Source organism: Microbacterium memoriense (assembly GCF_025398275.1).
GTDB lineage: Bacteria > Actinomycetota > Actinomycetes > Actinomycetales > Microbacteriaceae > Microbacterium > Microbacterium memoriense.
This window is the reverse complement of record NZ_JAODOR010000003.1, coordinates 61503-73970: the sequence shown is the minus strand read 5'-3', so window position 1 is coordinate 73970 and position 12468 is coordinate 61503. Positions and strand designations below refer to the sequence as shown.

10 protein-coding genes are annotated in these 12468 nt (G+C 67.3%); 2 read left to right on the top strand and 8 right to left on the bottom strand.

The features are described 5' to 3' along the window. Positions 1–96: 96 nt before the first annotated feature. Together erpA and N4R40_RS01995 are read right to left on the bottom strand one after the other, a co-directional pair. A complete protein-coding gene (gene erpA / locus N4R40_RS02000) occupies positions 97–456 on the bottom strand; it encodes an iron-sulfur cluster insertion protein ErpA (RefSeq protein ID WP_261605695.1) in 360 nt (119 codons plus the stop codon). 102 nt (positions 457–558) lie between these two features. Next, entirely contained in the window at positions 559–1953 is a 1395-nt protein-coding gene (locus tag N4R40_RS01995) for a dipeptidase (protein WP_261605694.1), read from the bottom strand. 48 nt (positions 1954–2001) lie between these two features. Here N4R40_RS01995 and N4R40_RS01990 point away from each other — a divergent pair, with 48 nt between their 5' ends. Then, a complete protein-coding gene (locus tag N4R40_RS01990; protein WP_261605693.1) occupies positions 2002–2562 on the top strand; it encodes a DUF3043 domain-containing protein in 561 nt (186 codons plus the stop codon). Positions 2563–2722: 160 nt separating this feature from the next. Here the strand turns inward: N4R40_RS01990 and N4R40_RS01985 are convergent, their stop codons facing one another. Genes N4R40_RS01985 through dnaE form a run of 5 tightly spaced genes read right to left on the bottom strand, consistent with a single transcriptional unit; the run spans position 2723 to position 10187 of the window. Further along, on the bottom strand, positions 2723–3748 hold the full coding sequence (locus N4R40_RS01985; protein ID WP_261605692.1) for a quinone-dependent dihydroorotate dehydrogenase: 1026 nt from the start codon (positions 3746–3748) through the stop codon (positions 2723–2725). 57 nt (positions 3749–3805) lie between these two features. After that, positions 3806–4267 carry a transcriptional regulator NrdR gene (gene nrdR, locus N4R40_RS01980; protein WP_261605691.1) on the bottom strand — a complete coding sequence of 154 codons (462 nt, stop codon included), beginning with the start codon at positions 4265–4267 and terminating at the stop codon, positions 3806–3808. 3 nt (positions 4268–4270) lie between these two features. Continuing rightward, positions 4271–5572, bottom strand: a complete 1302-nt coding sequence (hisD, locus tag N4R40_RS01975; protein ID WP_261605690.1) for a histidinol dehydrogenase — start codon at positions 5570–5572, stop codon at positions 4271–4273. Between the two features lie 20 nt (positions 5573–5592). Continuing rightward, positions 5593–6660: a hypothetical protein gene (locus N4R40_RS01970; RefSeq protein ID WP_261605689.1), complete on the bottom strand. Its 1068-nt coding sequence runs from the start codon at positions 6658–6660 to the stop codon at positions 5593–5595. Positions 6661–6716: 56 nt separating this feature from the next. Further along, on the bottom strand, positions 6717–10187 hold the full coding sequence (gene dnaE, locus N4R40_RS01965; protein ID WP_407665820.1) for a DNA polymerase III subunit alpha: 3471 nt from the start codon (positions 10185–10187) through the stop codon (positions 6717–6719). Positions 10188–10289: 102 nt separating this feature from the next. Between dnaE and N4R40_RS01960 the strand changes: the two genes are divergently transcribed. Further along, the gene (locus N4R40_RS01960; protein ID WP_261605687.1) at positions 10290–10763 is read left to right on the top strand and encodes an NUDIX hydrolase; all 474 of its coding nucleotides are present in this window, start codon (positions 10290–10292) and stop codon (positions 10761–10763) included. Between the two features lie 3 nt (positions 10764–10766). Here the strand turns inward: N4R40_RS01960 and N4R40_RS01955 are convergent, their stop codons facing one another. After that, a complete protein-coding gene (locus tag N4R40_RS01955; protein ID WP_261605686.1) occupies positions 10767–12467 on the bottom strand; it encodes a long-chain-fatty-acid--CoA ligase in 1701 nt (566 codons plus the stop codon). Position 12468: the final 1 nt, after the last annotated feature.

Sequence of the window (12468 nt, the reverse complement as noted above, 5' to 3'; positions counted from 1 at the left end):
CATGAAGGTCGACACGAGTCAGTCTAGGGCAACCTCTCACGCGTTTCAGGCCATGCGCTCAGGATGTCCGGACTATCGGGGGGGGTTTTCGTGGGGTCAGTGGAAGCTGTCGCCGCAGGCGCAGCTACCGGCCGCATTGGGGTTGTCGATCGTGAAGCCCTGCTCCGAGATGGTGTCCTTGAAGTCGATCTTGGCGCCGTCGAGGTACGGCACCGACATGTCGTCGACGATGACCTCGACGCCGTCGAAATCGACCGCCTGGTCACCGTCGAGGAACCGCTCGTCGAAGTAGAGCTGGTAGATCAGACCCGAGCATCCACCGGGCTGCACGGCGACGCGCAGGCGCAGATCGTCTCGGCCTTCCTGGTCGAGGAGGCTCTTGACTTTGGCTGCAGCGGCATCGGTGAGGCCGACGCCGTGAGCGGTCGCGGCGGGGGTCGTGGCGAGATCGGTCATGAGTACTCCCGGTTGTCGGGCCGTCCGATGCTCGCTCGAGCGCGACGGCGGGATGCCTCTGATTCTACGCGGTCGCCCGCAAGGGGGACCGGAAAAGCCGGTTCAGATCGTGGTGGCGTCCAAGCTCTCCAGCAACAGAGCTTGGGAGAGGAGCGCGTGGCGGAATGTGTCCAGGTGCAACGACTCGTTCGGGCTGTGCGCTCGTGCGTGCGGGTCTTCGACACCCGTGACCAGGATCTGCGCCGCCGGGAATTCCCGGACGAGATCGGAGATGAACGGGATCGAGCCGCCGACCCCGATGTCCACGGGCTCCACACCGTAGCCGCCGGCCAGGGCGGCGCGCGCCTGTGCGACGGCCCATCCGCTCGTGTCGACGAGGAACGAGTCGCCGCAGTCGACATCGCGGAAGGTCAGCTCGGCGCCGAACGGGGCATGCGCGCGCAGGTGTGCTTCCAGTGCCGCGTACGCCTCGCGCGCGGGCTGCCCGGGAGCGACCCGCGAGCTGATGACGACCGAGACTTCGGGGCTCAGGGTGTTCGACGCGTTCTTCACGCTCGGTGCATCGATTCCGGTCACGGTCACCGTGGGCTTGTTCCAGATGCGGCTCAGGATGCTGCCCCGCCCGATGGGGTCGACGCCGGTCGGCAGACCCGCTTCGCTCCGCAACGTGTCCTCCGTGTACGCCGGCGTCTCGGCATCACGCTCGGCGAGGCCCGCGACGGCGACAGCCCCGTCGTCGTCCCACAGCGTCGCGAGCAGGCGGATCGTCGCCATCATCGCGTCCGGCACCGCTCCCCCGAACATCCCGGAGTGCGAGGCGTGCTCGAGCGTCTTGACCGTCAGGGTGAACCGTGCGTTGCCGCGCAGCGAGACCGTGAGCGCGGGAGTGGCGGCATCCCAGTTGCCCGAATCGGCGACCACGATCACGTCGGCGCGCAGCGCTTCGGCGTTGTCGCTCAGAAACTGCGCGAACGAGGCGGAACCGGCCTCTTCCTCACCCTCGATGAAGAGATTCACCCCCAGGTCGAAGTCAGGGCCGAGCGCCTCCGTGAGGGCACGAAGCGCGCCCACGTGGGCCATGACGCCCGCCTTGTCATCGGCCGCGCCGCGTCCGTACAGGCGTCCGTCGCGCACAGTGGGCTCGAACGGCGCCGACTCCCAGAGCGCCTCATCGCCGACGGGCTGCACGTCGTGGTGTGCGTAGAGCAGGATCGTGGGGCGCCCGTTGCGTGCGGCGCGCGACGCGAGGACCGCCGGCATTCCCTCGACGCCCGTCTCGGGGATGATCGCGGTCTTGATCTGCACCGTGTCGAAGATCTGGAGGTCGTCGAGAAGCCCTTTCACGGCCGCCGCACTGCGCTCGACCTCGGCACGATCGAATCCGGGGAAAGCGACCGACGGGATGCGCACCAGTGTGCCGAGATCGGCAAGGGCGGCGGGAACAGCGGACAGCGCCGCCTCGCGGACGGCAGCGGGGCGGGACAGGTCGGAGCTCATGCGGGTAATCTTAAGGGGCACGATTCCCGCCGAACCGAGGTACCTCCCGTGGCCCACACGCCTGCAGCACCCGAGACCGCCCCCGACGCACCGATCGGCGCCGGCAAGAATCGCCCGACGCCGTCGCGCGCCGAGCAGGAGGCCGCGCGCAAGCGCCCCCTGGTCGCCGACACGAAAGAGGCGAAGGCACGCGCGAAGATGGAGATCGCGTCGGCGCGCGAGAAGGCCCGCATCGGCATGGCCAACGGCGACGAGAAGTATCTGCCGCTCCGCGACAAGGGACCGCAGCGCCGCTTCGTCCGCGACTTCGTGGATGCCGGGTGGCACCTCGGTGAGGCGCTCATGCCCCTCATGCTCGTCGTGATCCTGATGACCTTCCTGCCGCAGGCCTGGGTCTACTACGGCTTCGTGGGTCTGTGGATGTTCATCCTCTTCGTCGTCGCCGACATGATCTTCACCAGCATCCGCGTCAAGCGGGCCGTGAAGGCGAAATTCGGTGAGACAAAGATGGAAAAGGGCATCGGCTGGTACGCCGCGATGCGCACCGTGCAGATGCGCTTCATGCGACTGCCCAAGGCGCAGGTCAAGCGCGGCCAGTACCCCGTCTGAGGCGACGTCGGTCGCCGGCAGTCTTCGTCATCCGTCCGAAATGGCGGCATCCGGGGAGCGAACGCACGATGTGCGACGGACGAAGGATGCCGTGGCGAGCTCATCGCCGCCGACCCGCTGCGTGGGCGCCATGTGCGACGGATGAGGCAAGCGGTGACGCTCAGGCTCGCGCGAGCGCGCGGCTGATCTGCCTGGCCCACAGCGGGCCGAGGTAGATGAAGCCCGAGTATCCCTGGACGAGGGTCGCGCCGAGCGCGAGCCGCTCGCGGACGTCGGCGGCGGTTTCCACTCCTCCGGCCGAGATCACGCAGAACTCCGGTTGCGGGGCTGTGGCACGCACCAGCCGCAAGACCTCGAGCGCACGTCGCTTGAGCGGTGCGCCGGAGAGCCCGCCCGCGCCGGCCGCCTCGATCTTCGCGGAATCGGTGCGCAAGCCGTCGCGGGCGATCGTCGTGTTCGTCGCGACGAGCCCGGCAAGTCCGAGCTCCACCGCCAGCCGGGTGACAGCCGCGACCTCCTCGTCTGGGAGATCCGGGGCGATCTTGACAAGCAGCGGCGTCGCCTCGGCGGCATCCTTCACGGCCCGCAGCAAGGGGCGAAGCGTCTCAACGGCCTGGAGCCCGCGGAGCCCCGGAGTGTTGGGAGAAGAGACGTTGACGACGAGGTAGTCCGCGACGGGAGCGACGAGCCGCGTGCTCGCGACGTAGTCGGCGGTCGCCGCATCGACGTCGACGACGCGACTCTTGCCGATGTTGGCGCCCAACACGAGGCGCTTCTCACGACGCCGCGCCCGGGCAAGTCGCGCGGCAGCTGCCTTCGCGCCCGCGTTGTTGAATCCCATCCGGTTCACGAGCGCACGGTCCGGCACCAGCCGGAACAGGCGCGGCTTCGGGTTGCCGTCCTGCGGGATCGCGGTCACCGTGCCCACCTCCACGTGACCGAAACCCAGCGCGTACAGGCCGGGCGTCGCAACGGCGTTCTTGTCGAACCCGGCCGCGATGCCGAACGGCGAATCGAACACCAGGCCGAGCGCCTCGGTCCGCAGTGACGGATCGGGCCGCGTCAGGGCACGGACGAGCGGGCGGAGGGGCCAGATCCCCAGCACGCGGATGACCGGCATCACGAGGTGGTGGGCGACCTCCGGATCCATCCGGGTGAACACGTGGCGGAAGACGAAGTCATACATCGGTGTCAGCCTATTTCTTGGGTGGCCACGGATCGTCGCGACTCGGGCCGGGACAATTCACTCGGACGCCGCGGCGTGGTCGGCCCGCAGTTGCGCGATCGAACTCTCGAAGTCCTCGAGCGAGTCGAAGGCCTGGTAGACGCTGGCGAATCGGAGATAGGCGACTTCGTCGAGGGTGCGCAGCGGCTCGAGGATCGCGAGGCCGAGATCATTCGTATCGATCTGCGACGACCCGGTCTGACGTACCGCCTCCTCGACGGCCTGGGCCAGGACCGCAAGATCCGCCTCGGTCACGGGACGTCCTTGGCACGCCTTGCGCACGCCGGAAATGACCTTCTCGCGGCTGAACGGCTCGATCACACCGGACCGCTTGATGACGTTCAGGCTGGCCGTCTCCATCGTCGAGAACCGCCCACCACACTCGGGGCATTGCCGACGACGGCGGATGCTGAGTCCATCATCGCTCGTGCGGGAGTCGATCACGCGGGAGTCGGCATGGCGGCAGAAAGGACAGTGCACAGCTCACCCCTCGAATCGGGCGAGAACGGCCTCGCCGTGGGCGGGGAGGACTTCCGCCGTCGCGAGAGAGACGATCGCATCGCGGACATCCTGCAGACCTTCGCGGTCGTACGCGATCACCTGCTGGGGTCGAAGGAAGGTCGACGCCGACAGCCCCGCCGCGTAGCGGGCTTGTCCACCGGTCGGCAGAACGTGATTGCTGCCGGCGAGATAGTCGCCGAGACTCACGGGTGAGTGCGGCCCCACGAAGACGGCTCCGGCGTTGACGAAATCATCGACGCGCGGGTCGGCCAGGTGCAGTTCGAGGTGCTCGGGGGCGTAGGCGTTGCTGAACGCCGTCGCGACGGCGATGTCGTCGACCAGGACGATCGCCGACTGTACGCCTGCGAGGGCTTCTCCCACACGGGTCGCGTGGAGGGTGCGAGCGGCGCGGTCGGCGACGCGGTCGGCAACGGATGCCGCGAGTTCCGCCGAGTCGGTGACCAGCACCGCTGCGGCCTGCTCATCGTGCTCGGCCTGGCTCACGAGGTCCGCCGCGACCCAGTCCGGGTCGGCGGAGTCGTCGGCGACGATCAGGATTTCGGTCGCACCCGCCTCGGAGTCGGTGCCGACCATGCCCGCCACGACGCGCTTGGCAAGGGCGACGAAGTTGTTGCCGGGACCGGAAATGACATCGACGCGGTGCAGGCCCAGCGACGCAACACCGTGTGCGTACGCTCCGATCGCACCGGCACCACCCATCGCGTACACCTCGGTCACATCGAGCAGGCGCGCAGCGGCAAGGATCACCGGGTGCACCCGTCCACCGAACTCCCGCTGCGGAGGCGACGCCAGCGCCACCTCGGTGACGCCGGCGACCTGGGCCGGGACGACGTTCATCACGACGCTCGACGGATAAACGGCCTTGCCGCCGGGAACGTAGACGCCGACGCGGCGGACGGGTCGCCAGCGCTGCTCGACGCGCGCGCCGGAGCCGAGTTCCGTGACCACAGCCGGCGGAACCTGGGCTGCGGACGCGATACGAACCCGGCGGATGGCTTCTTCCAGAGCCGTCCGCACATCCGGATCGAGCTCGGCGAGGGCCTCATCGAGGTGTGCCTGCGGCACGCGGAGGTCGTGCCCGTGGACACCGTCGAAGCGCGACGCTTGGTCGCGCAGCGCCGCTTCTCCTCCGACGGCGACATCGCTCACGATGCGCGCCGCGGTCACCAACGCCTCATCGCGCGCGGCGGACGCACGCGGGACAGCGGCCAGCAGCTCATCGGTACTCAGAGCGCGACCGCGCAGATCAATCGTGCGCAGCATCGGATCAGGCTATCGCGAGGTCAGCCGCGCGTGACGCCGGAGACGTCCCGCAACGAGCCGATGCGACCGTCCTCGTGGCGGACGACGAAGCTGTCTCCGCGGTCCTCGATCACGAGCGCCCACGCTGTCGGGTCGATTGTGAACAGCGCCACCCCGTTCTCGTCCACGACATCGCGCTCGACCGGGACCAGCGCCCAGAACGCCTGCGTGGCGGGAGCGACGACGGGCGTTTGCTCATCCTGCGTCGAAAGATCGAACGCCTGCGTCTCGTCCGCGACGTAGGGAGTCGGTGTCACATCGGTGACACCGTGCTCGGTCGTCGGCGTGGCCACCGGCGCAGCAGCTGCCGGCGCGGCCTGCGGGGTCGGACGCGCGGACGCCGGACGGGCGATCACGGGTCGTGCAGGGCTCGCGAAACGGTGCGCCGGGATCTCGGAGCGGTGACGGAAGTCATCGCCGATCGTCGGGAACAGCGGCGCGAAGACCGTGAGGAAAACACCGGCGAGCATCAGGACGAACTCGACCCACACGACCCACGTGGCGTAGAAGACACGGGAACCGGCGAGTGTGACGAAGGAGTTCCAGAGCATCCCCAGCCACACCACGGTCGACACCGAGAACGCGACGGACGCGAACTGGTCGATCCCGAGAGAGCCGACGCGGCGGATACCCTGCGGTGACAGACGACGGAGCCCCACGAGGAAGACCGCAACGGTGGGCACACCGATCGTCAGGACCCAGTCGATGCCGTTCCACGTCGAGACGCCATTGCCGATCTGCCCGTAGATCGGGAAGAACGAAAAGATGAAGGCCAGCAGCCATACGCCACCGAGCGCCACCTCGCGGATCGAGAACGGGCCCACCCCGTACTGCGGCGGTGCCGCCTCGTCGACGGTCTCGGGACCGTCGGTGACGGCCGCGAATGCCTCGCCGAACGACTCGAACGAGACATCGGGGTCCTGGTCGGGGCCCCCTTCGTCGACGGATGCCGGCGCGCCGAGCTCCGCGGTGGACGCATCGCGCGTCGGGCTCTCGGCTGCGAAGACGTCGGCCTGAGCCTCTTCGGGGGTGGTCTTCTCGTCACTCACGGTGATTGGTCCTTCCGGGACGGTTCGGGTGAGATCCTACCCGGCCGGGTGATGAGTCACCCGAGACATTGCGGTCCGAGAAGCCCTTTCAGCTCTCCGTAGAGGTCGACCGTGACGCGCACGCGCGTGGGCACCTCGAACACTTTCGCGACCCCTGCCTTGTGCAGCTTGACCGTGATCTCAGTCTCGCCCGGATGTCTCGTGAAGACCTCCGCGAGTTGACCGATCGTGGTCTCGGTCGCCCGGTGCTCGGGCATGAGCAGGACGAGAGGGCCCGCGGCATCCACCGTCCCGAGATCGGGGGCGAACGCCATCTGTCCGTGCAGATTCAGCCCGTCGTCGCGGCGTGACACTCGACCGCGCACGACCAGAATCGCGTCAGCGACCAGCATCGACTGGAATTCGGTGTACGTCTTCCCCATGAACATGACGGTGACCTCGCCGTCGAAGTCCTCGACCGTGATCATGCCGTACGGATTGCCGCTCTGCTTGGCGACACGGTGCTGCACGCTGGTGACGAGTCCCGCGATCGTCACCTGGTCGCCGTCGTCGACCTCGTCCGAAGCCAGCAGGTCATGGATCGAGGTCGACGCGTGCTTGGCCAGCGGGATCTCCAGCCCGGCCAGCGGGTGGTCCGACACGTACAGACCGAGCATCTCGCGCTCGAACGCGAGTTTGTCCTTCTTGGTCCACTCAGGACGCTCGGGGACCTTGGCCGGCATGATCTCTTCGGCTTCGTCGTACAAGCTGTCGAAGTCGAAGCCGATCGCGCCGGTGGCCGCCTTCCGCTTGGTTTCGACGGCAGCTTCGGTCGCGTCCTCGTGGATTTCCATGAGGGCGCGCCGGGTCGATCCGAGTGAATCGAAGGCACCGGCCTTGATGAGCGATTCGATCGTGCGCTTGTTGGCGACGTGCGCCGGCACCTTCGTGAGGAAATCGTGGAAACTCACGAAGCTGTCGTCCGCGCGCACCGCGACGATCCCGTCGACGACGTTCGCACCGACGTTGCGGACGGCGCCGAGACCGAAGCGGATGTCTTCGCCGACGGCGGCGAAGTAGCGGATCGACTCCCCCACGTCCGGCGGCAGCACGCGGATGCCCATCCGGCGGCACTCGTTGAGGTAGACCGCGAGCTTGTCCTTCGCATCGCCGACGCTCGTGAGCAGAGCGGCCATGTACTCGGCCGGATAGTGCGCCTTGAGGTACGCCGTCCAGTACGAGACGAGTCCGTACGCGGCGGAGTGCGCCTTGTTGAAGGCGTAGTCCGAGAAGGGGAGCAGGATTTCCCAGAGTTTCTGCACCGCTCCATCCGAGTACCCGTTGGCGTGCATTCCCGCTTCGAAGCCGGCGAACTGCTTGTCGAGCTCTTCCTTCTTCTTCTTACCCATCGCGCGACGCAGGATGTCGGCTTGACCGAGACTGAAGCCGGCAACCTTCTGCGCGATCGCCATGACCTGCTCTTGGTAGATGATCAGGCCGTAGCTGGTGCTGAGGATCTCGGCGAGCGACTCTTCGAACTCTGCGTGGATCGGTGTGATCTCCTGCAGCCCGTTCTTACGGAGCGCGTAGTTCGTGTGCGAGTTCGCGCCCATCGGGCCCGGTCGATACAGAGCGATCACGGCCGAGATGTCTTCGAAGTTGTCGGGCTTGAGCAGCCGCAGGAGCGACCGCATCGGCCCGCCGTCGAGCTGGAACACGCCGAGCGTGTCGCCGCGAGCCAGGAGGTCGTAGGCGGCTTGATCGTCGAGGGCGAGGTCTTCGAGCACGACCGTCTCCCCCCGGTTGGCGGCGATGTTGTCGAGCGCATCGTCGATGATCGTGAGGTTGCGCAGCCCCAGGAAGTCCATCTTGATGAGTCCGAGCGACTCGCACGACGGGTAGTCGAACTGCGTGACGATCTGGCCGTCCTGCTCACGCTTCATGATCGGGATGATGTCGATCAGCGGCTCCGACGACATGATCACACCGGCAGCGTGGACACCCCACTGACGCTTCAGGTTCTCCAGGCCCACGGCCGTGTCGAAGACCGTCTTGGCCTCGGGGTCCGATTCGATCAGGGCACGGAACTCGCTCGCCTCCTTGAAACGAGCGTGGGCCGGGTCGAACATGCCCTCCAGCGGCATGTCCTTGCCCATCACTGCGGGCGGCATCGCCTTGGTGAGCTTCTCCCCCATGCTGAAAGGGAACCCGAGCACACGCCCGGCATCCTTCAACGCCTGCTTGGCCTTGATGGTGCCGTACGTGACGATCTGGGCGACGCGCTCGTCGCCGTACTTCTCTGTCACGTATTGGATGACCTCGCCGCGGCGACGATCGTCGAAGTCGACGTCGAAGTCGGGCATGGAGACGCGGTCGGGGTTGAGGAAGCGCTCGAAGATCAAGCCGTGCTGAAGCGGATCGAGATCGGTGATGCGCATCGCGTAGGCGGCCATGGAACCGGCACCGGATCCACGTCCGGGACCCACGCGGATGCCGTGGTCCTTGGCCCAGTTGATGAAGTCGGCGACGACGAGGAAGTACCCCGGGAAGCCCATCTGCAGGATGACGCCCGTCTCGTACTCGGCCTGTGCGCGCACGTTCGCGGGGATGCCGTCCGGATACCGGAATTCGAGGCCGTTCTCGACCTCCTTGACGAACCAGCTCTCCTCGGTCTCACCGGCGGGCACCGGAAAGCGGGGCATGTAGTTCGCCGACTCGTTGAACTCGACGTTGCACCGCTCGGCGATCAGCAGAGTGTTGTCGCACGCCTCGGGATTGTCGCGGAACACTTGCCGCATCTCCGCAGCGCTCTTGACGTAGTACCCGTCGCCGTCGAACTTGAAGCGGTTGGGATCATCGAGCGTCGAGCCGGACTGGACGCACAAAAGCGCGGCGTGGGATGTGGCGTCGTGCTGGTGCGTGTAGTGCAGATCGTTCGTGCCGACGAGCGGGATCGAGAGGTCCTTGGCGATCTTCAGCAGGTCGCCCGTGACACGCCGTTCGATCTCGAGACCGTGGTCCATGATCTCGGCGAAGTAGTTGTCCTTGCCGAAGATGTCCTGGAACTCCGCGGCCGCGGCGCGCGCCGCGTCGTACTGACCGAGCCGCAGTCGGGTTTGGATCTCGCCCGACGGGCATCCGGTCGTGGCGATCAGGCCCGCACTGTAGGTCTGGAGGAGCTCGCGGTCCATGCGGGGCTTGAAGTAATAGCCCTCGAGCGACGCCTTCGAGCTCAGCCGGAAGAGATTGTGCATCCCTTCCGTCGTCTCGCTGAGCAGAGTCATGTGCGTGTACGCGCCCGAACCGGACACGTCGTCTCGGTTCTGCTCGGGAGTCCCCCACCGCACCCGCGACTTGTCCGAGCGATGGGTTCCCGGGGTCACATACGCCTCGATGCCGATGATCGGCTTGATGCCGGCGGCGTGGGCTTTCCGGTAGAACTCGAAGGCCGCGAACGTGTTGCCGTGGTCCGTGACGGCGATCGCCGGCATGTCCAACCGCGCCGCCTCCTGGACCATCGCGCCGATGCGGGCGGCCCCGTCAAGCATCGAGTATTCGCTGTGCACGTGCAGGTGAACGAAGGAGTCGGATGCCACCCGACGAGTCTACGTCGGAGGGTCCGACAGAGCTCCGACATCTAGGCTGATCGCATGGCCACTCCTGAGTTCATCCTGTCGTTGCGCGAGAAGATCGGGCATGAGCCGCTCAGTCTCGTCGGGGTCACCGCCGTGGTCTTCCGGGACGAGAAGATCCTCCTGGGAAAGCGCGCCGACAACGGCGCGTGGCAGTGCGTCTCGGGCATCGTGGATCCGGGTGAAGAGCCCGCGGATGCGGCCGTCCGTGAGTGCTGGGAAGAGGCGGGCGTCGTCGTGAAGGCCACGCGTCTCGCGATCGTTCAACAGATCCCCCGCATCACCTACACCAACGGCGATCAGGCCGACTACCTCGATCTGGTCTTCCGCTGCGACTGGGTGTCGGGCACGCCCCACCCCGCCGACGGCGAGCTCACCGAGGTGGGCTGGTACGGATTGGGAGAACTCGTGGATGTCGAGCCGTTCCACGTCCGCAAGATCGCCCTCGCGCTCGCGGAGGACGACCCAGCCGTGTTCTCGGGCGGCCGCTGAGGGTCAGCCCTGGCGTCGGCGCACGAGCTCTTCGCGCACTTCGCGGCGGAGAACCTTCCCGACGAGCGACCGCGGGAGCGTGTCGAAGGAAACGATCGCACGCGGCACCTTGTACGCCGCCAGGTGAGAGCGGACGAGGTCACGGATCGCCTCGGCATCGAAATCCGCACCCTCGCGCATGACGACCGCCGCCGTCACCACTTCGCCTCCGTCGGCGCGCGGGATGCCCACGACCGCCGCATCGACGAGATCCGGGTTGAGGAGGAGCGCATTCTCGACCTCGCTCGGGCTGATGTTGAAACCGCCCGTGATGATGAGTTCCTTGATGCGATCGACGACCGTGACGAAACCGCCGGCGTCCGCTGTGACGATGTCACCCGTGCGCAGCCACCCTCCGGCGAGGAGCGTACGCGCCGTCTCATCGGGTTGTTTCCAGTAACCCTGGAACACCTGCGGGCCCCGCACCAGCAGTTCGCCCGGTTCTCCGGAGGCGCGGTCGACGGTCGGATCCTCGGGGTCGACCACCCGGATGTCGGTACTCGGGAACGGTAGGCCGACGGTGCCCGTCCGGCGGAGGGGGCCCATCGGATTGCCGATGCTGATGGGTGAGGACTCGGTCATACCATAGCCCTCGACGAGGATCCCCCCGGTGGCCTTCTCCCACCGCTGCACGGTCGCCGCCGGGAGCGCCATGGCGCCGGAGATGGCATTGCGCAGCGATGACAGGTCGATGCCGGCGCGCGACGTCGCGCGTGCGAGCGCGTCGTAGATCGGGGGCACGGCGGGAAGGAACGTGGGTGGCGTGCGACGGATCGCATCCATCGTCATGCCGACCTCGAACGTGGGGAACAGCACAATCCGCGCGCCGATCGAGATCGCGGTGGTCAGGCACAGGGTCAGTCCGTACGCGTGGAAGAGCGGGAGGACGGCGTAGAACACTTCGCCGCCGGGCACGAGCCCGGGCACCCATGCGACGGACTGTGCGGCGTTGGATCGCAGATTGCCGTGAGTGAGGATGGCGGCCTTCGGACGCCCGGTGGTGCCGCTCGTGAACTGCAGCACGGCGGTGTCGTCGAGTGCGGGGCGCGGCACCTTCCGCGACACCCGTCGCGCGCCGGCGACATCCGACCAGGCGATGACACCCTTCGCGGTGGGGCGCTGCGTCAGCGCCGCGCGCGATTCGCGTGCCTTCTTCACCGGAAGTCGCAGCATGGCGCGCATGCGCCAGGGCATGGCGTCCGGGAGTGTCACGGCGACGATGTGCGCCGGACGGATGTCGGAGGGGAACTCCGCGATCGTGTCGGCAACGGCATCCCACACGATCGCGACGGTCGCGTAGTGGACTTCGAACAAGTGCCGCAATTCGGGCGCCGTGTAACGCGGATTGTGTTCCACGACGATCGCGCCGAGCCGCTGCGCCGCGTAGAACGCGACGACGTGCTGCGGGCAGTTCGGCAGAATGAGGGCGACACGGTCACCGGCGCGCACGCCACGACGGCGGAGACCTTCGGCCGCGCGCGCCACCTGTTCACCCAGCTCGGCATATGTCGTGACGGCTCCGAAGAACTCCAGCGCGACGCGCTGCGGATATCGTGCGACGGCCTCGTCGAGCATGTCGACGAGCGTCTGGGTGACCGGCTCGATCTCGGCCGGCACCCCTTCCGCGTAGGACGACAACCAGGGGCGGGATGCGAGCGGGTTCACA

Bases quoted from the DNA above. Each gene is read 5' to 3' on its own strand.
- erpA (WP_261605695.1), bottom strand. From the start codon at position 456: ATGACCGATCTCGCCACGACCCCCGCCGCGACCGCTCACGGCGTCGGC.
- N4R40_RS01995 (WP_261605694.1), bottom strand. From the start codon at position 1,953: ATGAGCTCCGACCTGTCCCGCCCCGCTGCCGTCCGCGAGGCGGCGCTG.
- N4R40_RS01985 (WP_261605692.1), bottom strand. From the start codon at position 3,748: ATGTATGACTTCGTCTTCCGCCACGTGTTCACCCGGATGGATCCGGAG.
- hisD (WP_261605690.1), bottom strand. From the start codon at position 5,572: ATGCTGCGCACGATTGATCTGCGCGGTCGCGCTCTGAGTACCGATGAG.
- dnaE (WP_407665820.1), bottom strand. From the start codon at position 10,187: ATGCTTGACGGGGCCGCCCGCATCGGCGCGATGGTCCAGGAGGCGGCG.
- N4R40_RS01960 (WP_261605687.1), top strand. From the start codon at position 10,290: ATGGCCACTCCTGAGTTCATCCTGTCGTTGCGCGAGAAGATCGGGCAT.